We start from the raw sequence: 20478 nt of genomic DNA, 5'->3' as shown, positions 1-20478 counted from the left end.
GAGACCGCGCCCGAGCGCGCCCTACGCGTGCATCAGCCGCGCCCCGTGCACGGCCCCGTGCACGTGCACCGCGTTGAGCCGCGCAGCCGAGAGCGCGACCTGCAACTCGATGGCGGCATCGGCGTCGTCGACGAGGAAGGCGACGGTCGGGCCCGACCCGGAGACGATGCCCGTGAGCGCCCCGTGCGCCTCGCCGAGTTCGAGGATGCCGCCGAGCCCGGGCGCCAGCCCGAGCGCCGCCGCCTGCAGGTCGTTGTGCAGGGCGCCGGCGAGCAGGCGCGCGTCGCCCGCCCGAAGGGCCTGCAGCACCTCGGCGTCGACGACGGGGCTCTCGTCGCCCGGGTCGGCCGAGGGGTCGGCCTCGCGCCGGCGGTCGAGCTCCCGGTAGACGCCCGGCGTCGAGAGGCCGAACTCGGCGACGGCGAGCACCCAGTGGAACGAGCCCGTCGCGAGCGCGGGGCTCAGGCGGTCGCCGCGACCGGTGCCGATCGCGGTGCCGCCGGAGAGGGCGAACGGCACGTCGGCGCCGAGCTTCGCCGCGAGCGCGTGCAGCTCGTCCTTGGTGAGGCCGGTGCCCCAGAGCGCGTCGCACGCGACGAGGGTCGCGGCGGCGTCGGCGCTGCCGCCGCCCATGCCGCCCGCGATCGGCACGTGCTTCTCGATCTCCAGGCGCACGCCGCCGGGCACCCCGACCGTGCCGGCGAGCAGCTTCGCAGCCTTGATCGCGAGGTTCGAGCCGTCCGTCGGGAGCCCCGAGACGTCGATCGAGCCGCTGAACCCGACGCTGAACTCGTCGTCGGGCCACGCCCGCACGTCTTCGTAGAGCGACACGGCCTGGTACGCGGTCGCGACGTCGTGGTAGCCGTCGGGCTGCACCGCTCCGACGCGCATGAAGAGGTTGATCTTGCCGGGCGCCCGAACGTGCACTGCCTCGTCGGCCCAGGCGATCGTCATGCCACCACGCTACCCGACGGCATCGGGGCTCCGATCTCAGCCGACCTCGGCGAGCCACGCCCGCATGCGCGCCTTGACGTCGGCGAGGCGTTCGCCGTCGGGCATGCGGCCCCAGGTCAGCCCGATCGAGCTGCGGCCGCCGGCGCGATCGCTCGACGAGGCGAGCACGAACTCGCCGCCCTCGATCGGGAACCGGGCGGTGGGATGCTTCGCCCCGAGGTTGAGCGCGAGCGGCGGAGTGCCGAGCTCACGTTCGACCACGGCCGCGAGCGCTTCGAGCGCCGCGGTCTTCCCGAGATCGACGGTGCGGGTGACGCTCGCCTCGTACGTGCCGTCCTGCCGCTGGCCGGGCCGGCGGATGCCTCGGGCCTGCTCGTACGCGACCGTGACGTTCTGCGCCCACCACGGGTCGACGCCGTGCTCGGCGACGAGTCGGGTCGCGACATCCTTGTGGGTCATCTGCCGGGCGCCCGCCTCGTCGAGGAGCGCGAACCACTCGTCGCGCGGCCTTCCCGTCGCCGCCAGCACCGCGTCGTCGCCGACGCCGTCGGCATTCGCCCCCACCGCCGTCTTCGCCATGCGACGAGACTATCCGGCGGCGCGGTTCTCCCGCCCCCGCCCGGCGCACCACCGCTCGGCTCGCCGCACGACCGCCCGACTACAGGCACTTCCGGGCGACACGCCGTCGCCGAGGCCGCCCGCTCGGCGTGTCGCCTGAAGTTGCCTGCGATACGAAGCGCGAGAGAGCTCCAGAGGCCGCGCGAAACGCCAGGCGCAGGCCACCGCCGCGTGATGCGAAGGAGCTCGGCGTCAGGCGGTGCCGGCGGCGCGGGCGACGCGGAGGAAGTCGTCGACGGTGAGCTGCTCGCCCCGCGCCTGCGGGTCGACGCCCGCGGCGGCGAGTCGTTCGGCGGCGGCCGCCGAGCTGCCGCCGAGCACGCCGGAGAGCGACTGGCGCAGCATCTTCCGGCGCTGCTGGAAGGCCGCGTCGACGAGCGCGAACGTCGCGACGCGCTCCGCCTCGGACCCCGGCGCCTCGCCGCGCTCGAAGCCGACGAGCACCGAGTCGACGTTCGGCACGGGCCAGAAGACCATGCGCGACACCTGCCCGGCGGTGCGCCAGCGCCCGTACCAAGCGGCCTTGACGCTCGGCGCGCCGTAGACCTTCGAGCCGGGCTCGGCGGCGAGTCGGTGCCCGACCTCGGCCTGCACCATGACGACGCCCGACACGAGCGACGGGAAGTGCTCGAGCAGGTGCAGCAGCACGGGCACCGAGACGTTGTACGGCAGGTTCGCGACGAGCCGCACGGGCTCGGCCGGAAGCTCGACCACCTTGAGCGCGTCCTGATGGACGACGGTGAGGGAGGTGCCGGGCTGCATGATCGCCACGGTGTGCGGCAGCTGCTCGGCGAGCCGGCCGTCGATCTCGACGGCGACGACGTCGGCGCCGGCCTCGAGGAGGCCGAGCGTCAGCGACCCGAGCCCCGGACCGATCTCGAGCACCGTCTCGCCGCGCTGCACGCCCGCGGTCTGCACGATGCGCCGCACGGTGTTCGCATCGTGCACGAAGTTCTGCCCGAGCTTCTTCGTCGGGGTGACGTCGAGGAGCTCCGCGAGGTCGCGGATCTCCGCGGGGCCGAGCAGGCGCGGCGCGGGCGACTCGGCGCCGTCGGCGGGCTCGGCCTCGTGGCGGTGCATGCCGCTCATCCTGCCATGTCGACGGTCCACGACCCGTACACGTCGACCGTGTTCGCCGCGAGCTGCGCGCAGAACTCGTCGAGCGGGGTGCCGAGTACGTCGGCCATGAACCGCACTGTGTGCGGGACGAGGTAGGGCGCGTTGGGCCGACCACGAAGCGGCACGGGCGTGAGGTACGGGGCGTCGGTCTCGACGAGGATGCGATCGCGAGGCACGACTCGCAGGGCCTCGCGCAGGTTCTCCGCGTTTTTGAACGTCACGTTGCCGGCGAACGAGCAGTACCAGCCCTCGTCGGCCGCGAGGCGGGCGAGGTCCTCGCCGCCCGAGAAGCAGTGGAAGACCGTGCGCTCGGGAGCGCCGACCCGCCGCAGCGTCGCGACGACGTCGTCGTGGGCGTCGCGGTCGTGGATCTGCAGCGCGATGCCGTGCCGCTTCGCGATCTCGATGTGCGCCTCGAACGAGCGGAACTGCGCCGGCCGGCCGTCGTCGCCGGTGCGGAAGAAGTCGAGCCCCGTCTCGCCGACGGCCCGCACCCGTGGCTGCGCCGCGAGCTCGTCGATCACGGCGAGCGCGTCGTCGAGCGAGCCGGATGCCTCGAGCTCGGGCGCCTCGTTGGGGTGCAGCGCGACCGCGGCGAGCAGCCGCGCTTCGCGCGCGGCGGCCGCGGCCGACCAACGGCTCGTGGCGACGTCGGTGCCGACCTGCACGGCCCCGGCGACGCCGACGGCCGCCGCCCGTTCGAGGTGCTCGTGCACGCCGAGGAGCGTCTCGGGGCGCCCGGGCGGCGCGTCCTCCGACGGCTCGAGGTGCGTGTGGTTGTCGTACACCGCGACCGGCAGCGGTTCGGGCAGCGGCGGATACTCCGGCATCCGGCCTACTCCGCGACCTCGACCCGCGGGAACAGCGCCTCGAGCGGCGCGACCCGCTCGCCGAGCTCGGCCTCGTGGGCGCGGTCGATGCGCTGCTCCTGCACGGTGCCGGGGGCGCCGAGCGCCGTCCACAGCTTGGCAGTCGCCTTCGGCAGTACCGGCGAGAGCAGCACGGCGAGCGTGCCGAGCCCGCGGTACGCCGTGGCGAGCACGGTCTCGAGCCGGTCGCGCTGCTCCGGGTCCTTCGCGAGCGCCCACGGCTCCTCGGCCGTGAGGTAGCCGTTGAGCGCGTCGACGAGCTCCCACGCCGCGCCGATCGCGTCGTGGATCGCGACGCGATCGATCGCCTGCCACGAGGCATCCGTCGCCCGTCGCTCGACCGCGCCGATCTCGATGTCGGCCGCCTCGAGCGCGCCCTGCTTCGGCACGACGCCGTCGCAGTAGCGGTTGATCATCGCGACGACGCGCGACGCGAGGTTGCCGAAGCCGTTCGCGAGCTCCGCCTGGTAGCGGGCGGCGAGGTCCTCCCACGAGAACGAGCCGTCCTGGCCGAACGCGATCGCCCGCATGAAGTAGTAGCGGAACGCGTCGGAGCCGAACGTCGAGGTGATCTGCTCGGGCGCGATGCCCGTGAGCTTCGACTTCGACATCTTCTCGCCGCCGACGAGGAGCCACCCGTGGCCGAAGACGCCCTTCGGCACGTCGAGACCCGCGGCCATGAGCATCGCCGGCCAGATGACGGCGTGGAACCGCAGGATGTCCTTTCCGACGATGTGCTGGGCGGGCCAACGGCGCGCGAACTCCTCGTCGTCCTGACCGTAGCCGACCGCGGTGATGTAGTTGAGCAGCGCGTCGAACCACACGTAGACGACGTGGGTCTCGTCCCACGGGACCTTGACGCCCCAGTCGAACGTCGAGCGCGAGATCGACAGGTCGGCCAGGCCCGAACGCACCCAGCCGAGCACCTCGTTGCGGGCCGACTCGGGCTGCACGAAGTCGGGGCGCTCCTCGTAGAGGGCGAGCAGGCGGTCGGCGAACGCCGAGGTGCGGAAGAAGTAGTTCTTCTCGTGCAGGAGCTCGACCGGCTTCGAGTGGATCGCGCAGACCTGCTGGCCCTCGTACTCGCCCGTGCCCGCGACGAGGTCGGACTCCTGCTTGTACTCCTCGCAGCCGACGCAGTAGAAGCCCTCGTACTCGCCCGTGTAGATGTGGCCGTCGTCGTAGAGCTTCTGCAGGAACTTCTGCACGTTCGCCTCGTGGCGGGCGTCGGTCGTGCGGATGAAGTCGTCGTTCGCGATGCCGACCGTCTCGAGCAACGGGATCCACGCGTCGGCGACGAGCTTGTCGGCCCACTCCTGCGGGGTGACGCCGTTCGCGGTCGCGGTGCGCAGGATCTTCTGGCCGTGCTCGTCGGTGCCCGTGAGCATCCACGTGTCGTCGCCCGCCTGCCGGTGCCAGCGCGCGAGCACGTCGGCAGCGACCTCGGTGTACGCGTGCCCGATGTGGGGCACGTCGTTCACGTAGAAAATGGGCGTGGTGATGTAGAACGAGGAGGCTTCGGCCATGCGCTCAATCCTATGGGCGCACGGAGCACCATTACTGCGGAGGCTTCGGGCTCACCCGGACAGCCGCTCAATCCCATGGGCGCACGGAGCACCATTACTGCGGAGGCTTCGGGGAGCTACTCGGTCGCCGCCGCCTGCTGCCGTTCGTGCTCCTCGCGGTGCCGGCGGCGCACGCTGCCGTCGCCGATGGCGGGCGGGATCGCCTCGGTCACGTCGAGGTGCGCGTGCGGGGTCGGCACGCCGAGCGTGACGTCCTGCTCCTTGATGGCGGGTTCGCGCACCTTCTGCCCCGGGTAGTCGACGACGCGCAACCCGAGCACGATCTTGCCCGGCGCGTCACGGCGGTCGAGGGCCCGGTACGCGTCGACGATGCCGTCGAGTCCGAACACGTCGGCGATCGGCAGGCGGACCCGCCGGGCCGCGACGAGCGCCGCCACGCGGCCCATCGCGACGACGTCGCCCGCGCCGGCCGCGACGGCGTCGCTCGCCTCGATCGCGTCGTGGTCGAGCACGGTGAGCGTTCGCGAACTCGTCACCCCGAGCTCGGCGGCGGCGTCGGTCTCGCCGCCGAGGAAGTCGAGGAAGGCGCTCACGGGCCGCGCATGCTCGGTCGCCTCGACGATCGCCCGCACGCGATCGGCCAGCCCGGGCCCGTAACGCGTCGGGATCACGCCGAACTGCCGCAGGAAGTCGAAGCGCTCCTGGGTGGTCGTGCCGATGACGGTCGCGCCGCGCATCCGCGCGAACTGCACGGCGAGGCATCCGACCCCACCGGCCGCGGCGGTCACGACGACGGTGTCGTCGGGGCCGAGCGCGAGACCTTCGACCGCGTTCCACGCGGTCGTGCCGGCGACGTAGAGCGAGCCGGCCACCTCCCATGAGAGCCCGGCCGGTTTCGGCAGCAATTGCCGCTCGGGCACGGCGACGTGCGTGGCCTGTGCGCCGCGTTCGACGAAGCCCATGACCTCGTCGCCGCGACCGAAACGGCCCACGTCGGGCCCCGTCGCGATGACCACGCCCGCGAGATCGCGCCCCTGCATCGCCGGCAAACCGGCCGCGCCGCCGCCATGCTCGCCGCGTCTGGCCGCGCTCTCGGCGGGGTTGAGCCCCGTCGCGAAGACCTCGACGAGTACCTCGCCCTCGCCCGGCACCGGCATCGGCACGTCGTCGACGTGCAGCACCTCGGGGCCGCCGTACTCCGTGTATCGCACCGCCCGGGCCGTGAACGCCCGCGACTCGTCTCTGGTTGCCATCTCGCACCTCCTGGGTCGTGCGAACGGTTCCATTGTCCCCCTCTCGGGGGGTCGAGCGACAGGGGTTGCCCGTCGAGCCGGTTTCGGGGAAGGTACCGTGTCAGCGCCCGTCGCGGCTTGCGAGCGCGGCCTCGTAGAGCTCGCGCTTGCCGAGGCCCGTCTCTGCGGCGACGAGCCCCGCGGCGTCCTTCAGACGGGTGCCCGAGGCGGCGAGGCCGAGCACCCGCTCGAGGGCGGCCCCGGCGTCGACGACCGCCTCGCCCGCACCCCCGACGACCACGACGATCTCGCCGCGCACGCCGTCGGCGGCCCACGTCGCGAGCTCGCCGAGCGGACCGCGGCGCACCTCCTCGTGGAGCTTCGTGAGCTCGCGGCAGACGGCCGCGGGGCGGTCGGCGCCGAACGCCTCGGCGAGCGCGTCGAGGCTCGCCGCGAGCCGCGACGGCGCCTCGAAGAAGACGAGGGTGCGGCGGTCGCCCGCGAGTTCGGCGAGCCGGCGCGACCGCTCCCCCGCCTTCCGGGGCAGGAATCCCTCGAACGCGAAGCGGTCGGTCGGCAGCCCGGACACGGCGAGCGCGGTGACGACCGCGGACGGTCCGGGGATCGCGGTCACGACGACGCCCGCCGCAGCCGCGGCGGCGACGAGCGGGAAGCCGGGGTCGGAGACCGTCGGCATGCCGGCGTCGCTCAGCACGAGCAGGTCGCCGTCGCGGGCGAGATCGACGAGCTCGGCCGACTTCTGCCGCTCGTTGTGCTCGTGCAGGGCGATGAGCCGCGGCCGGTTCTCGATGCCGAGCGCGGAGAGCAGGCGCTGGGTCACGCGCGTGTCCTCGGAGGCGATGACGGTCGCCGTCGCGAGCGCTTCGCGCAGTCGCGCCGACGCATCGCCGAGATTGCCGATGGGGGTCGCCGCGAGGATGATCATGCGTTCCAGTCTGGCCTAGGGTTGGGCGCATGAGTGTCGACGAGTCGGTTGAGCCGAAGGGGTCCCGACTCGACGAGGTCGACGACGCCGACGAGCCGCGCGGTTCACGGCTCGACGAGTGGTGGGCGGCCGCGACCGCGACGCCGCGGCGCCGGGCGCTCTGGACGTGGGGCGGCCCCGTCCTCGTCACGCTCGTCGCCGCCGTGCTGCGCTTCTGGGGGCTCGGCCACCCGCAGCAGATCGTGTTCGACGAGACCTACTACGTGAAGGACGCGTGGACGCTCTGGCACAACGGCTACGAGTCGGCCTGGCCGGACGGCGCCGACGCCGACTTCGCCGCGGGCGATCCGAACACCTACCTCGACGATCCCTCCTACGTCGTGCACCCGCCGCTCGGCAAGTGGCTCATCGGGCTCGGGATGGCGGCGTTCGGCGCCGGCGACGCGTTCTGGTGGCGGGCGACGACGGCCCTGGCCGGCACGATCGCGGTCTTCCTCATCACGATGGTGGCCCGCCGCCTCTTCACGTCGACGTCGCTCGCGGTCGTCGCGGGCCTGCTCTTCGCGATCGACGGCAACGCGATCGTGATGTCGCGCGTCGCGCTGCTCGACAACTGGGTCATGCTCTTCTGCCTGCTCGGCTTCTGGTTCGTGCTGCTCGACCGGGGGTACGCCGAACGCGCCCTCGACCGTCGGCTGGCGGCCGAGTGGGGCGCCGGTCGCGACCCGCACTTCGGGCCGGCGCTCTGGGCCCGGCCCTGGGTGGTCGCCGCCGGCGCCGCGTTCGGGGCCGCGACGGCGGTGAAGTGGTCGGGCCTCTGGTTCCTCGCCGCCTTCGGGGTCTACCTCGTCGTCGTCGACGCGCTCGCCCGTCGCCGCGCCGGCGTGCCGTTCTGGGCGAGCGCGGCGCTGCTCAAGCAGGCGCCGGCGACCTTCGTGCTGCTCGTGCCGGTGGCCGCGGTCGTCTACCTGGCGTCGTGGACCGGTTGGCTCACGACCGACGGCGGCTACTACCGGCACTGGGCCGACGAGGCGGGCAACGCCTGGACGGGCGGGCTCGCCTGGGTGCCGACGTCGCTGCAGAGCCTCTGGCACTACCACGACAGCGCCTACGACTACCACGTCGGCGTGCACAGCGAGCACCCGTGGCAGTCGAACCCGCTCACGTGGCTCTTCATGATCCGGCCCACCAACATGTACTACGACCAGGGTGCCGACGGCAGCGTCTCGTCGATCATCGAGGTCGGCAATCCGCTGATCTGGTGGGCGGCGGCGATCGCGGCCGTCTACCTCGTCTACCGCTTCGCGAGGTACCGGGAATGGCAGGCGGCGGCGATCCTCGTCGGCCTCGCGGCCGGCTACCTGCCGTGGCTCATGTACCTGAACCGCACGGTCTTCCAGTTCTACTCGATCGCGTTCGAGCCGTACCTCGTGCTCGCGCTCGTGTACGTCATCGGCATCGTCGCCGGCCGTCCGACCGATCCGCGCTGGCGACGGCAGGGCGGACTCTGGACGGTCGGTGTCTACCTCGCCGTCGTCATCGCCGTCTCCGCGTTCTTCCTGCCGATCTGGACGGGTGTGCCGCTCGCGCCGATCCTCAGGCAGCTGCACTTCTGGCTGCCGACCTGGGGGTGAGCCCGGACGGCGCCGGTCGCTGCAGCGTCGGGCGGACGACAGGTCAGTCGGCGCGCCCCGCCGCGCCGAGCGCGGCGCGGCGCAGTTCGAGCTGGTCGAGCACGAGGTCGAGGCCGTAGCCGAACTCGTCGCCGAAGTCGTAGTCGTGCCCGAGGACCATCTGCTCGAGCATCTCGGCGAGGTGCGGGTACTCGTCGGCGGGCAGCTCGAGCCCCTCGGCGAAGGCCTCCGGGCCCGTCTCCGGAGTGAACGGCAGGCTGACCTCGGTGAGGACGAAGCCGTAGATGTAGGCGTCGAGCGCCGAGTAGGCGTGCGCGGCGAGCGCGAGGTCGAAGCCGTCGTTCCGCAGCACGCCGAGCACGCGGTCGTGGTGCCGCATGACGGCCTGCCCGGGATTCGAGCGCGACTCGAGGAGGCCGAGCGCCCAGGAGTGCGCCTTGAGCACGGCCCGCATGGCGTCGGCGCGCGACGTCATCGCGGTGCGCCACGGCGTGCCGATCTCGAGCAGCGGGATCTCGTCGAACGCGGCGTCGGCGAGGAGATCGAGCAGTTCCTCCTTGCCGGAGACGTGGTGGTAGAGCGACATCGCCTCTGCGCCGAGGGCCTTGCCGACGCTGCGCATGCTGACGGCCGCGAGGCCGCCGCCGTCGGCCACCTGCATGGCGGCGGCGATGATGCGCTCGCGGCTGAGCGGTTCGCGTCTCGACATTCCTCGCCCCCGTTCTCCCGCACCACTTGCGTCCTTACAACCGTAAGGCTATCGTGAACGACACAGAGACTTACAGGTGTAAGGGAGCAGCATGCGTGCAGGAGTGGTCGACCGATACGGGCCGCCGTCGGTCGTGCGGATCGAAACCGTGGCCGACCCGGTCGCGGAGCGCGGCGAGGCGCTCGTGCGCGTCATGGCGGCGACCGTCAACTCGGGCGACGCGCGCATCCGCGGCGCCCGATTCCCGCGCGGGTTCGCCCTGCCGGGCAAGCTCGCCCTCGGCGTGAAGGGCCCCCGCGCCGGGGTGCTCGGCGTCGTCTTCGCCGGCGTCGTCGAGGCGCTCGGTGCGGATGCCGCGGGCGGCGCCCCGAACGCGGGCGGCACCGGCGCCGCGTCATCCGGGTTCGCCGTCGGCGACCGCGTCTGCGGCATGACCGGCGCGCGCATGGGGGCGCACGCCGAGCTCGTCGCGGTGCCGGTGGCACGGCTCGCGCGCCTCCCCGACGCGGTGCCGTTCGACGACGCGGCCGGCGTGCTGTTCGGCGGCGCGACGGCGCTCCACTACCTGTGCGACAAGGGTGCGCTGCGGCCCGGCGAGCACGTGCTCGTCGTCGGCGCATCGGGCGCGGTCGGCACGAACGCCGTGCAGCTCGCGAAGCACTTCGGGGCGAAGGTCACGGCCGTCACGAGCGCACGGAACGCCGAACTCGTCACCGCGCTCGGCGCCGACCGGGTCGTCGACTACCGCGCGACGCCGCTCGAGTCACTCGCATCGAGCGGCGAGCGCTTCGACGTCGTGTTCGACACCGTGGGCGTGCTGAGCCCCGCGACCGGGCGACCGCTCCTCACCGACGGCGGCAGGCTGCTGCTCGCAGTCGCGAGCCTCGGCGAGATGATCACCTCCCATGGCCCGGTGAAGACGGGCACCTCCCCCGAGCGCGCCGAGGACTTCGCGACGCTGCTCGACCTCGTCGAACGAGGCGTGCTGCGGGTCGTCATCGACGACACGCTGCCGCTCGACCGCCTCGCCGAGGCGCACGCGCGCGTCGACTCGGGCCGAAAGGTCGGCAACCTCGTGCTGCATCCGCAGGAGTCCGCGCGCGCGGATGCCGGCTCGGCCGACGAGGCGGCATGACCATGGACCCGACCCGCATCATCCTCGCCGGCGGCTGGATCTCGCTCATGCTCGTCTACCTGCTCGGCGACGTGCTGCGCATCTTCTCGGGCGATGCCGAGCCGGGCCGGATCGACGACAAGCCCGCCGCAAGCTGGATGTGGCTGCTTGCCGCGCTCATCATGCTCGTGCCCATCGTCATGATCACGGTGTCGCTCATGGTGCCCGCGACGCCGCTCAAGTGGATCACCGTCATCGTCTCGGCGGCGCTCGTGGTGTTCAACCTGACCGCCCTGCCCTACAAGGGCCTCTACGACAACGTGCTCATCGTCGTGAGCTTCGCCTTCAACGCGCTCGTCATCTGGGTGGCGCTCGCCTGGAAGCCGGTCCCGGAGGCCTGATCGGCGACGCCGACTAGTGACCGGCACCGCCGTCGACGAACTTGAGGCCGATGACGCAGCCGACGAGGCCCGCGATGAGCGCGAGCTTCAGCCACGAGACATCCGAATCGCCCGTGACCATGGCCCAGACGACGGTGAGCGCCGCACCGATGCCGACCCACACGGCGTAGGCCGTGCCGGTCGAGATGTCGCGCATCGCCCACGCGAGCCCGCCCATCGAGAGGACGAGGGCGCCGAAGAAGATCACCGACGGCCAGAGCTTCGTGAAGCCCTCGCTCTTGCCGAGCGCGGTGGCCCAGACGGCCTCGAGCACACCGGACGCGATGAGGATGACCCATGCCATGACTGTTCACTCCTTGAGTGCCAGTCGTCGTGTCCGGGTACTGGGTTCCCTCGTCCGGTCGGTCGCGGATCGGGCGACCGGTCTTCAGGGTAGCAACCGGGCCTGATCACCCCCTGTGCACGCATCCGTTGCCGTTCATTACGACTCGCCCGCGAGGCGACCGCCGCGAACGCGTAGCGTTCGTTCCATGGCAGACCGCGAATACGGCTTCAAGACCCGCGCCATCCACGCGGGCAACATCCCCGACCAGGTGACGGGCGCCCGCGCGCTGCCGATCTACCAGACGAGCGCCTTCGTCTTCGACGACACCGCCGACGCGGCGGCCCGCTTCGCCCTGCAGAAGTACGGCAACATCTACTCGCGCCTCGCGAACCCGACCGTCGCGAGCTTCGAGGAGCGCGTCGCGAGCCTCGAGGGCGGCCTCGGCGCGGTGGCCACCGCCTCGGGCCTCGCCGCGCAGTACATCACCTTCGCGTCGCTCGCCGGGGCCGGCGACCACATCGTGGCGTCGGCGAACCTGTACGGCGGCTCGATCACCCAGCTCGACGTGACGCTCCGCCGCTTCGGCATCGAGACCACGTTCGTCGCGAGTGCGGACGCCGACGACTACGCCGCTGCGATCCAGGAGAACACCAAGGCCCTCTTCGTCGAGACGATCGCGAATCCCTCGGGCGAGATCGCCGACCTCGAGGCGCTCGCCGACGTCGCGCACGCGCACGGCATCCCGTTCATCGTCGACTCGACGATCGCGACCCCGTACCTCAACCGGCCGATCGAGTGGGGCGCCGACATCGTCACGCACTCGGCGACGAAGTTCCTGGGCGGGCACGGCACGACCCTCGGCGGCGTCGTCGTCGAGTCGGGCCGGTTCCACTGGCACTCCGAGAAGTTCCCGCTGTTCGGCCAGCCCGTGCCGAGCTACGGCGGCCTCGAGTGGTCGGGCAACTTCGGCGAGTACGCATTCCTCACGCGCCTGCGCGCCGAGCAGCTGCGCGACATCGGCCCGACCCTCGCGCCGCACTCGGCGTTCCTGCTCGCGCAGGGCGTCGAGACGCTCCCGTACCGCATCCAGGCGCACGTCGACAACGCCCGCACGGTGGCCGAGTGGCTCGCCGCGGACCCGCGGGTCGAGCGCGTGTTCTGGGCCGGCCTCGAGGACCACCCGCACCACGACCGGGCGAAGAAGTACCTGCCGCAGGGCCCCGGCTCGGTGTTCAGCTTCGAGGTGAAGGGCGGCCGCCGGGTCGGCCAGGCGCTCATCGAGAACGTGAACCTCGCCTCGCACCTCGCGAACATCGGCGATGCGAAGACCCTCATCATCCACCCGGCGTCCACGACCCACGCGCAGCTCACCGAGCAGCAGCTCGTCGACGCGGGCGTGCTGCCCGGCGTCGTGCGCCTCTCGGTCGGCATCGAGGACGTCGACGACATCATCTACGATCTGGACCAGGCGCTCACCGCTGCGACAGGAGGCACGCTGTGACCGACACCATCACCGCTTCGATCGACCGGGATGCCTCGGCCGACGCATCCGACCTGGAGACCGTGCGTCTCGTCAACGGGCTGAGCTGCGACCTTCCCGCCGACTCGCCGCTCGCGAAGCTGCTCCGCTCGCAGCGCACGTGGACCGGGCCCGACGCGAAGGCGCGCCTGCGCATCCTCGACGCCGCGAAGTCGGTCGCGATCGTGGGCGCCTCGCCGAAGCCGCAGCGCTCGAGCTACTTCGTCGGCACGTATCTTCAGCAGTCGAGCGACTACCGGCTGTACTTCGTGAACCCGATGGAGACCGAGATCCTCGGGCAGCCGGCGTACGCGAGCCTGAAGGACCTCCCAGAGGTGCCCGACGTCGTCGTCGTGTTCCGCAAGGGCAGCGACATTCCCAAGGTCGTCGACGAGGTCGTCGCCGCGGGTGCGAAGACCATCTGGGTGCAGCTCGGCATCTGGAACGAGGAGGCCGCGTACTACGGCGAGGAGCAGGGGCTCACCGTCGTCATGGACCGCTGCATCAAGGTCGAGCACGCCCGCTTCCACGGCGGCCTGCACCTGCTGGGCTTCGACACCGGGCAGATCACGTCGCGCAAGACGGTGCGCTGACTCGCTCACGGGCGGGATGCCTCGGCCGAGGCATCCCGCCCGTGCCGCGTCTCGCTACGCTGGGTCGATGCCCCGCGACCTCGAGTTCTCGACCGACCCCGCCAGACTCGACCGCGGGCTCGTTCACCGCTGGCTCTCGGAGCACGCGTACTGGGCGCTCGGCCGGCCCCGCGAGACGCAGGACGCGGCGATCGACGGGTCGATGAACTTCGGCGTGTACGACCGGGGCACCGGGGCGCAGCTCGCCTACGCGCGCGTCGTGACCGACGGGGTCACGTTCGGCTGGCTCTGCGACGTGATCGTCGACCCCGAGTCGCGCGGCGAGCGGCTCGGCGTCTCCCTCGTCGAGTACGTGCTCGCCGAGCTCGACCCGCTGCACCTCAAGCGCGTGCTGCTCATCACGGGCGACGCGCACGGGCTGTACGAGAAGTTAGGCTTCGCGCCGATCGGACGCACGGAGGACTGGCTGGCGCGCGTCGGGCCCGACCCGAACGTCTGACGGCGGACGCCCGCGCGGCGGGCGGCTGCTCAGGCAGCGTCCCGCCCGTACGCCAGCATCTGGAACCCCGTGCCGTCGGGGCGGACGAAGCGGTACTCGCGTTCGTGCAGGCGGGTGAACCCCAGCCGGTCGTAGAGCCGCTGGGCGGCCAGCATGTCGGGGCCGGTGTTGAGCACCACCCGCTCGACGCCCCTGATTCGGGCGAGGAGCAGCACGTGCCGCACGAGCGTCTCGCCGACGCCGCGGCCGCGCGCGTCGGGCGCGACGCCGAGGAAGCGGAAGTCGAGCTCGCCCGGCTGCGCGACCGGCGACATCGTCGCGCCCGCGCGCGGCGTGGAGGCCGTGCCGAGCAGCCCGCCCGTCGCCGTGTCGACGGCGACCCACACCCGGTGGTCGCGCGCCCGCTCGGCGACGGCGACGATGTCGGCGCGGTAGCCCTCGCTGAGTTCGAAGTCGGCCGCGTAGGCGTTCTCGACGAGCGCGGCGACCGAGTCGCCCTCGTCGACGCGCATGAGCCGGACCACGACGTCGTCGCGCGACTGCAGCGGGTACCGGTAGACGACCGAGTCGACGTCGGCGCCGACGGCCGCGTCGCGATCGGGAGAGCGATCGAAGCCGAGTCGCTCGTAGAGCGCCTGGGCCCGCGTGTTGCGGCGGCCGGTGTCGAGCACGAGGGCGGAGGCGCCCCACTCGAGCGCCACCTCGAGGCTCGCCCGCGTGAGCGCGGCGCCCAGACCGCCACCCTGCGCGGCCGGGTCGACGGAGATCAGCCGGACCTCGACCTCGCCCGGCCTCGCGACGCGCGAGTAGCGAGTGCCCGCCCGCAGCACGCTCGCGGTGCCGACGACGGCGCCGCCGGCGTCGATCGCGACGAGCACCGCGCCGTCGTCCGCCCGCCCGGCGGTGTCGGCCTCGAACGCCGCGCGCTCGGCACCCTTCGGCAGGTGCCCGTAGGGCCCGGCGGCGAACGCGCGCGCGATGACCGCCGTCTCGGCGGCGGACTCCTCCGCCCGGACCGGGCGGATGGTCGCGGAGGCGGGCGAGGTCCGGGCGGCGTTCGACATCGTCAGCCAGCCTAGGCCCACCCGCCCGCACGACGGCCCGACGACGGTCGCCGCCGGTAGGCTCGACGCGTGCTGACCGACCGCCGCGACCTCCGCGTCGCGCTGCTCGGCCCGGTCCTCGTCGAGGGTCGGTCGGGCGAGCCGACCGAGCCCGCCGGCGCGCTCGCGAAGGCTCTCCTCGCCGCGCTCGTCGGCCCCGACGGCCGCGGGGCCGGACGCACCCACGGCATCGACGCGATCGCCGACGACGTGTGGGGCGATGAACGCCCGGCGAACGAGCGCGCCGCGCTGCAATCACTCGTGTCGCGCGTGCGCTCCGCGAGCGCCCCTGGGCTCGTCGTGTCGCGCCCCGGCGGGTACGCGCTCGACGTCGACCTCGACGAGACCGACCTCGGGCTCGCCGGCGACCTCGGCCTGCGCGCCGCCGAGCTCGCGCGGTCCGGCGACCCGCGTGCCGCGATCGACGTCCTCGACGAGGCCCTCGCACTGTGGCGGGGCGAGCCGGGCCTCGACCTCGGCTCCGCACCGATCGGCGCCGAGCTGGCCGGTCGTGCCGGGGCCCGTCGCATCGGCCTGCTCGAGTTCCGCGCACGTTGCCTGCTCGACGCCGGCGACGCCGAGGCCGCGATCGACGCGCTCACCCCGCTCGCGGCGGCCGCCCCGCTCGACGAGCAGCTGCACGGCTCGCTCATCTCGGCCCTCGCCGCGGCCGGCCGGCGGACCGATGCGCTCGCGGTGTTCGCCCGGATCCGTGCGGCGCTGCGCGACGAGCTCGGCGTCTCGCCCGGGGCGCACCTCGTCGACCTCAATGCACGACTGCTCGACGACGGCGCCGAACCGTCAGCAGCCGCTCCGGCACCCGCGACCGTGCTCGTGCCGGAGCCGGACGCCCGCCCCGGGACATCCGTCACCGTGGAGCTGACCCGCGCACTCGATCCCGTCGCCGACGGCCGAACCCGGCTGGGCCTGCGCGCCGCCCCGAACCGCCTCATCGGCCGCGACACCGACCTCGACGCGGTCGCCGCGCTGCTCGCCGGGCATCGCCTCGTGACGATCCTCGGAGCCGGCGGCCTCGGCAAGACGCGGGTCGCGCAGGCCGTCGCCGAACGCTCGGACCTCCCCGCCGTCGCGGTCGCCGAGCTCGCGGGCGTCCGCGACGACGACGACGTCGAGCTCGCGCTCGGCTCCGCCCTCGGGTTGCGCGAGGCCCGGTCGTCGCGCCTGTCCGACGCCGCCGGCCGGCCCGACCTGCGGCGGCGCATCGAGGCGCGCCTCTCCGAAGCGCCGACGCTGCTCGTGCTCGACAACTGCGAGCAGGTCATCGACGGCGTCGCCGCCTGGACGGCTGACCTGCTCGCAGCCGTGCCGACGCTGCGCGTGCTCGCGACGAGCCGCAGCCCGATCGCGATCGGCGCCGAGCAGGTCTACCCGCTCGAACCGCTGCCGGTGCGCATCGACGACGAGCCGGGCCCGGGGGTGCAGCTCTTCATCGAACGCGCCCTCGCCGTGCGCCCCGACGCCGCGCTCCCCCGCGACGTCGTCGAGCGGCTGTGCGCGCGCCTCGACGGCCTGCCGCTCGCGATCGAGCTCGCGGCAGCGCGCATGCGCAGCATGACCGTCACCGAGATCGAGTCGCGTCTCGACAACCGCTTCGCCCTGCTGGCCGGGCGCGACCGCAGCGCGCCGCCGCGGCAGCGCACGCTCGAAGCCGTCATCGAATGGAGCTGGGCGCTGCTCACCCCCGACGAGCAGCGCGCGCTGACCCGCCTCTCGGGATTCGTGGACGGATTCGGCCTCGACGCGGCCGAGGCGGTGCTCGACTCCGCGCCGCTCGGCACGGCCGCCGTCGACGCGCTCGACGGGCTCGTCGAGCAATCGCTGCTCACCGTGCGCGACGATCCGCTCACGGGCGCCTCCCGGTACCGCATGCTCGAGACGGTGCGCGAGTTCGGCCAGCTCCGCCTCGAGCGGGCCGGCGAGGTCGCCGACGTGCGCGACGCCATGGCCCGCTGGGCCGAGCGGCTCTCCGACTTCCCCTACGTGGGCGGCGGTGCGACGCAGCTCGCGGCGCTGCGGGTGCTGCGCCTCGAGGAGGAGAACCTCGTCGAGATCCTGCGCCACGCCAACGCCGCTCGGCGCGTGCCGACGGCGCTCCGGCTGTACGCAGCGCTCGGCTACCTCTGGAAGGTGCGCAGCGCGCACGAGGAGATCCTCGTCTTCGGCGAGGCGATGCTGGAGGCGACCCGGCACGGCGCGCACGAACGAGAGCTCGCCGTGCCGGCGACGATGTCGGCGGTGTTCGCCGCGGGGACCTCCCTCGCGTACAGCACTCCCGGGGCCGCGCGGGCGCTCGCCCGGTTGCGCTCGCATCTGGACGACGGGTGGCCGCTGCCGCCGTGGCTCACCGCGATCGCGCGGGTCATCGGTCGCGGAGATCTCCACGGCGCGCTCGACGACGTCGTCGTCATGTCCGACTCGGCCGACGACGGGACGGCGCTCCTCGGGGCGCTGCTGCGCTGCCAGTTCGACGAGAACGCCGGCGAGCCCGCCCTCGCGATCGAGTACGCCCAGCGCGCCCACCGGCTCGCGCGCCGCCTCGGCGACGGCTGGGCCGAGTCGATGAGCTCGATGATGATCGCGCAGCTCGCGAGCCAGTCGGGCGACCCCGAGCGGGCACTGCACTGGTCGGACGTCGCGGCCGAGGGCCTCGTCGCACTCGACGCGGAGCCCGACCTGCTCCAGCTCGAGTGGATGCGCGCGGGCAACCTGCTCTCGGCGGGCCGGCTGGACGAGGCGCGCACGCTGCTCGACGAGTTGGCGGCGAGCGAGCGGCGCACCGCGGACGGCCTCGCCCTCACCACGGTCGGCGCGCTGGGCCGTTCCGAGCTCGCGCGGGCCGAGGGACGTATGGCCGACGCCGGCCGGCATGCCCGGGAGGCGGTCGACTCGTTCGGCGTCCACGATCGCTCGACGCCGTGGTACCTGATGGTGCTCGCCGACGTCGTCTCGGCGGCCGCATTCGACGGTCGCGACGCCGACGACGCCGGCCGTTGGGCGGCCCGCGTCCGCAACCGCACGGTCGCGCTCCACCGCGCCTGGCCGGCCTTCACCGACAAGCCCGTGCTGGGCACGGCCGCGCTCGGCTGGTCGGCGTGGGCGATGCACCATCCGCCCCTGCGTGCGCGCGCCGTCGAACTGCTCGCCCTCGCCGAACGACTGCACCCCCGGCAGGACCTCCCGGCGCTCCGCCTCGAACCCCACCTCGCCGCGGCCGAGCGCCTCGCGGGCGCGGCGGCCCTCGAGCAGGCGCGGGCCGGGAACGCCGACCTCACCCAGCCCGAGCGCGCCGAACGGGCCCTGCGACTGCTCGCAGCGCCCGTCGCGCCCGGCGGCCCGGGGACCTCGGCCTGACCCTCACCCGCCGTGCGGGCGTCGGCACGGTGGGAGCGCCGGCCCCGAGGCATCCGCCCTTCAGGCCTTGCGCATGTACGCGCGCACCGTGAGCGGGGCGAAGATCGCGACGACGACGGCCGCCCCCACGAGGGTCGCGAGCAGCTCGCCCGTCACGTCGGTGCCCATCGTGATGCCGCGCGCCGCGGTCACGAGATGCGAGACCGGGTTGACGTCCACGAACCACTGCAGCCAGTCGGGCATCGTGTCGGCCTGCACGTACGCGTTCGAGAGGAACGTCAGCGGGAACAGGATCAGGAACGAGATGCCCTGCACCGACCCTGCCGAGCGCGCGATCACGCCGAAGAACGCGAAGATCCAGCTGAGCGACCACGCCGCGACGACGACCACGAGGCTCGCCGTGACGACGCCGCCGAGGCCGGCCTCGGGCCGGTAGCCCATCGCGTACCCGGTGGCGAAGGTGAGCACGGTCGCGATGCCGTAGCGCACGGTGTCGGCGAGCAGTGCCCCCGCGAGCGGGGCCACCCGCGCGATCGGCAGCGAGCGGAACCGGTCGAAGACGCCCTTGTCCATGTCCTCGCGCAGTTGCACGCCCGTGACGACCGAGGTCGTGATGACGGTCTGCACGAGGATGCCCGGCAGGAGGAACGGCAGGTACGTCATCGCGTCGCCCGCGATCGCACCGCCGAAGATGAACGTGAACATGACCGTGAACAGGATCGGCTGCACGGTGACGTCGATGAGCTGCTCGGGCGTGCGCTTGATCTTGAGCAGGCCGCGCCAGGCCATGCTGAACGAGTTGCGCACCGTCTGGCCGAACGAGACGTGGTTCTTGAGCGTGCGGGCGGCGCCCGGCACGATGGTCGCGGTGGTCATGCGCGGCTCCCTTCGAGTTCGAGTTCGGATGCCTCGCCGCCGTCCTGCTCGGACTCGGCGGTGTGGCCGGTGAGGGTGAGGAAGACCTCGTCGAGCGTCGGCTTCTGCACGCTGAGCTCGGCGAGGTGGATGCCCGCGTCGCGGAACGTGACGAGGAGCTCCGCGACGAGGTCGGCGTCCTGCATGGGCGCGGTGAGCCGCGCGGCCTCGGGGCTCGCGGTGGCGCGCACGCCCAGCACGCGTTCGATCGCGGCCCGGGCGTCGCCGAGGTCGCGCGGGTCGACGAGCCGCAGCTGCAGGCTCGACTCGCCCACCGAGGCCTTGAGCTCGTCGCCCGTGCCCTCGGCGACGACGCGTCCGCGGTCGATGACGGCGATGCGATCGGCGAGCTGGTCGGCCTCGTCGAGGTACTGCGTCGTGAGCAGCACGGTCGACCCCGTCGCGACGAGCCGGCGGATGGTCTCCCACATGCGGGCGCGGGTGCGCGGGTCGAGGCCCGTCGTCGGCTCGTCGAGGAAGATGAGCGGCGGCTGGGCGATGAGGCTCGCCGCGAGGTCGAGTCGGCGCCGCATGCCGCCCGAGAACTGCTTGAGCGGGCGCTTCGCCGCCTCGGTGAGTCCGAACTCCTCGAGGAGCTCCGACGCCTTGCGCTTCGACTCGCGTCGGCCGAGGCCGAGCAGCCGCGAGAAGAGTACGAGGTTCTCCGTCGCCGACAGCGTCTCGTCGACCGAGGCGTACTGCCCCGTGACGCCGATCAGCTGGCGCACGACCTGCGCCTCGCCCTGCACGTCGTGGCCGAAGATGCGCGCCGAGCCGGCGTCGGGGCGCAGCAGCGTCGCGAGCATCGAGATGGTGGTCGTCTTGCCGGCCCCGTTCGGGCCGAGCACGCCGTAGACGGTCCCGGTCGCGACGCGCAGGTCGACGCCGTCGACCGCGCGGTTCTCGCCGAAGACCTTGACGAGGCCGTCGGCCTCGATCGCCCAGTCGCTCTGGGCTCGTGTGGTGATGTCCATGCCGATCATGCTCGCGGCACGTGCTTCCGGCGCGCTGTCGCGGCGCTGGCACGGCG

19 protein-coding genes are annotated in these 20478 nt (G+C 73.0%); 7 read left to right on the top strand and 12 right to left on the bottom strand.

Annotated features, from left to right (window positions below):
* Nucleotides 1-21: 21 nt before the first annotated feature.
* The 7 genes from AC3RJ7_RS04355 to rsmI form a co-directional block, all read right to left on the bottom strand.
* The gene (locus tag AC3RJ7_RS04355; protein ID WP_491454598.1) at nucleotides 22-954 is read right to left on the bottom strand and encodes a 4-(cytidine 5'-diphospho)-2-C-methyl-D-erythritol kinase; all 933 of its coding nucleotides are present in this window, start codon (nucleotides 952-954) and stop codon (nucleotides 22-24) included.
* A gap of 36 nt (nucleotides 955-990) precedes the next feature.
* A complete protein-coding gene (locus AC3RJ7_RS04350; RefSeq protein ID WP_491454597.1) occupies nucleotides 991-1533 on the bottom strand; it encodes a hypothetical protein in 543 nt (180 codons plus the stop codon).
* 231 nt (nucleotides 1534-1764) lie between these two features.
* Nucleotides 1765-2652, bottom strand: a complete 888-nt coding sequence (gene rsmA / locus AC3RJ7_RS04345; RefSeq protein WP_491454596.1) for a 16S rRNA (adenine(1518)-N(6)/adenine(1519)-N(6))-dimethyltransferase RsmA — start codon at nucleotides 2650-2652, stop codon at nucleotides 1765-1767.
* A 5-nt stretch (nucleotides 2653-2657) separates the two neighbouring features.
* Nucleotides 2658-3521, bottom strand: a complete 864-nt coding sequence (locus AC3RJ7_RS04340; protein ID WP_491454595.1) for a TatD family hydrolase — start codon at nucleotides 3519-3521, stop codon at nucleotides 2658-2660.
* A 5-nt stretch (nucleotides 3522-3526) separates the two neighbouring features.
* Complete coding sequence (metG, locus tag AC3RJ7_RS04335; protein ID WP_491454594.1) at nucleotides 3527-5086, bottom strand: methionine--tRNA ligase; 1560 nt, start codon at nucleotides 5084-5086, stop codon at nucleotides 3527-3529.
* A 116-nt stretch (nucleotides 5087-5202) separates the two neighbouring features.
* Nucleotides 5203-6339, bottom strand: a complete 1137-nt coding sequence (locus tag AC3RJ7_RS04330; protein WP_491454593.1) for an NADP-dependent oxidoreductase — start codon at nucleotides 6337-6339, stop codon at nucleotides 5203-5205.
* A gap of 100 nt (nucleotides 6340-6439) precedes the next feature.
* The gene (gene rsmI, locus AC3RJ7_RS04325) at nucleotides 6440-7264 is read right to left on the bottom strand and encodes a 16S rRNA (cytidine(1402)-2'-O)-methyltransferase (protein WP_491454592.1); all 825 of its coding nucleotides are present in this window, start codon (nucleotides 7262-7264) and stop codon (nucleotides 6440-6442) included.
* 29 nt (nucleotides 7265-7293) lie between these two features.
* On the opposite strand from rsmI, the gene AC3RJ7_RS04320 reads away from it, so the two are divergent.
* Nucleotides 7294-8898, top strand: coding sequence for a dolichyl-phosphate-mannose--protein mannosyltransferase (locus AC3RJ7_RS04320; RefSeq protein ID WP_491454591.1), 1605 nt, complete (start codon nucleotides 7294-7296; stop codon nucleotides 8896-8898).
* Between the two features lie 43 nt (nucleotides 8899-8941).
* Here AC3RJ7_RS04320 and AC3RJ7_RS04315 read toward each other — a convergent pair whose 3' ends face one another.
* On the bottom strand, nucleotides 8942-9607 hold the full coding sequence (locus tag AC3RJ7_RS04315; protein WP_491454590.1) for a TetR/AcrR family transcriptional regulator: 666 nt from the start codon (nucleotides 9605-9607) through the stop codon (nucleotides 8942-8944).
* 148 nt (nucleotides 9608-9755) lie between these two features.
* Between AC3RJ7_RS04315 and AC3RJ7_RS04310 the strand changes: the two genes are divergently transcribed.
* Both AC3RJ7_RS04310 and AC3RJ7_RS04305 read left to right on the top strand, forming a co-directional pair.
* Entirely contained in the window at nucleotides 9756-10742 is a 987-nt protein-coding gene (locus AC3RJ7_RS04310; protein WP_491454589.1) for an NAD(P)-dependent alcohol dehydrogenase, read from the top strand.
* Nucleotides 10739-11122 (top strand): hypothetical protein, encoded by a 384-nt coding sequence (locus tag AC3RJ7_RS04305; RefSeq protein WP_491454588.1) that lies wholly within the window; start codon nucleotides 10739-10741, stop codon nucleotides 11120-11122. Before AC3RJ7_RS04310 ends, AC3RJ7_RS04305 begins: the two co-directional genes overlap by 4 nt.
* A 13-nt stretch (nucleotides 11123-11135) precedes the next feature.
* Here AC3RJ7_RS04305 and AC3RJ7_RS04300 read toward each other — a convergent pair whose 3' ends face one another.
* Complete coding sequence (locus tag AC3RJ7_RS04300; RefSeq protein WP_491428616.1) at nucleotides 11136-11465, bottom strand: DMT family transporter; 330 nt, start codon at nucleotides 11463-11465, stop codon at nucleotides 11136-11138.
* Between the two features lie 187 nt (nucleotides 11466-11652).
* On the opposite strand from AC3RJ7_RS04300, the gene AC3RJ7_RS04295 reads away from it, so the two are divergent.
* The 3 genes from AC3RJ7_RS04295 to AC3RJ7_RS04285 all read left to right on the top strand — a co-directional run bounded on the left by AC3RJ7_RS04295 (nucleotide 11653) and on the right by AC3RJ7_RS04285 (nucleotide 14058).
* Entirely contained in the window at nucleotides 11653-12948 is a 1296-nt protein-coding gene (locus AC3RJ7_RS04295) for an O-acetylhomoserine aminocarboxypropyltransferase/cysteine synthase family protein (protein ID WP_491454587.1), read from the top strand.
* A 119-nt stretch (nucleotides 12949-13067) separates the two neighbouring features.
* Nucleotides 13068-13559 carry a CoA-binding protein gene (locus tag AC3RJ7_RS04290; RefSeq protein ID WP_491455225.1) on the top strand — a complete coding sequence of 164 codons (492 nt, stop codon included), beginning with the start codon at nucleotides 13068-13070 and terminating at the stop codon, nucleotides 13557-13559.
* Nucleotides 13560-13626: 67 nt separating this feature from the next.
* Nucleotides 13627-14058 (top strand): GNAT family N-acetyltransferase, encoded by a 432-nt coding sequence (locus tag AC3RJ7_RS04285; RefSeq protein WP_491454586.1) that lies wholly within the window; start codon nucleotides 13627-13629, stop codon nucleotides 14056-14058.
* Between the two features lie 29 nt (nucleotides 14059-14087).
* On the opposite strand, the gene AC3RJ7_RS04280 is transcribed toward AC3RJ7_RS04285, so the two are convergent.
* The gene (locus AC3RJ7_RS04280) at nucleotides 14088-15122 is read right to left on the bottom strand and encodes a GNAT family N-acetyltransferase (RefSeq protein ID WP_491454585.1); all 1035 of its coding nucleotides are present in this window, start codon (nucleotides 15120-15122) and stop codon (nucleotides 14088-14090) included.
* 69 nt (nucleotides 15123-15191) lie between these two features.
* Here AC3RJ7_RS04280 and AC3RJ7_RS04275 point away from each other — a divergent pair, with 69 nt between their 5' ends.
* Nucleotides 15192-18533, top strand: coding sequence for an AfsR/SARP family transcriptional regulator (locus AC3RJ7_RS04275; RefSeq protein WP_491454584.1), 3342 nt, complete (start codon nucleotides 15192-15194; stop codon nucleotides 18531-18533).
* 60 nt (nucleotides 18534-18593) lie between these two features.
* Here AC3RJ7_RS04275 and AC3RJ7_RS04270 read toward each other — a convergent pair whose 3' ends face one another.
* Nucleotides 18594-19409, bottom strand: coding sequence for an ABC transporter permease (locus AC3RJ7_RS04270; RefSeq protein ID WP_491454583.1), 816 nt, complete (start codon nucleotides 19407-19409; stop codon nucleotides 18594-18596).
* Nucleotides 19406-20422: an ATP-binding cassette domain-containing protein gene (locus AC3RJ7_RS04265; RefSeq protein ID WP_491454582.1), complete on the bottom strand. Its 1017-nt coding sequence runs from the start codon at nucleotides 20420-20422 to the stop codon at nucleotides 19406-19408. Before AC3RJ7_RS04265 ends, AC3RJ7_RS04270 begins: the two co-directional genes overlap by 4 nt.
* Between the last annotated feature and the right edge of the window lie 56 nt (nucleotides 20423-20478).

It is taken from the genome of Agromyces solani, assembly GCF_058349925.1.
The sequence above is the reverse complement of the archived record's forward strand: the minus strand, read 5'-3'. Positions and strand labels throughout refer to the sequence as shown.

Coding starts and splice junctions, on each gene's coding strand:
- AC3RJ7_RS04280 (WP_491454585.1), bottom strand. CDS start 15,122: ATGTCGAACGCCGCCCGGACCTCGCCCGCCTCCGCGACCATCCGCCCG.
- AC3RJ7_RS04270 (WP_491454583.1), bottom strand. CDS start 19,409: ATGACCACCGCGACCATCGTGCCGGGCGCCGCCCGCACGCTCAAGAAC.
- AC3RJ7_RS04355 (WP_491454598.1), bottom strand. CDS start 954: ATGACGATCGCCTGGGCCGACGAGGCAGTGCACGTTCGGGCGCCCGGC.
- AC3RJ7_RS04330 (WP_491454593.1), bottom strand. CDS start 6,339: ATGGCAACCAGAGACGAGTCGCGGGCGTTCACGGCCCGGGCGGTGCGA.
- AC3RJ7_RS04350 (WP_491454597.1), bottom strand. CDS start 1,533: ATGGCGAAGACGGCGGTGGGGGCGAATGCCGACGGCGTCGGCGACGAC.
- rsmI (WP_491454592.1), bottom strand. CDS start 7,264: ATGATCATCCTCGCGGCGACCCCCATCGGCAATCTCGGCGATGCGTCG.
- AC3RJ7_RS04265 (WP_491454582.1), bottom strand. CDS start 20,422: ATGGACATCACCACACGAGCCCAGAGCGACTGGGCGATCGAGGCCGAC.
- AC3RJ7_RS04315 (WP_491454590.1), bottom strand. CDS start 9,607: ATGTCGAGACGCGAACCGCTCAGCCGCGAGCGCATCATCGCCGCCGCC.
- AC3RJ7_RS04320 (WP_491454591.1), top strand. CDS start 7,294: ATGAGTGTCGACGAGTCGGTTGAGCCGAAGGGGTCCCGACTCGACGAG.
- AC3RJ7_RS04340 (WP_491454595.1), bottom strand. CDS start 3,521: ATGCCGGAGTATCCGCCGCTGCCCGAACCGCTGCCGGTCGCGGTGTAC.
- rsmA (WP_491454596.1), bottom strand. CDS start 2,652: ATGCACCGCCACGAGGCCGAGCCCGCCGACGGCGCCGAGTCGCCCGCG.
- AC3RJ7_RS04295 (WP_491454587.1), top strand. CDS start 11,653: ATGGCAGACCGCGAATACGGCTTCAAGACCCGCGCCATCCACGCGGGC.
- AC3RJ7_RS04285 (WP_491454586.1), top strand. CDS start 13,627: ATGCCCCGCGACCTCGAGTTCTCGACCGACCCCGCCAGACTCGACCGC.
- AC3RJ7_RS04300 (WP_491428616.1), bottom strand. CDS start 11,465: ATGGCATGGGTCATCCTCATCGCGTCCGGTGTGCTCGAGGCCGTCTGG.
- AC3RJ7_RS04305 (WP_491454588.1), top strand. CDS start 10,739: ATGACCATGGACCCGACCCGCATCATCCTCGCCGGCGGCTGGATCTCG.
- metG (WP_491454594.1), bottom strand. CDS start 5,086: ATGGCCGAAGCCTCCTCGTTCTACATCACCACGCCCATTTTCTACGTG.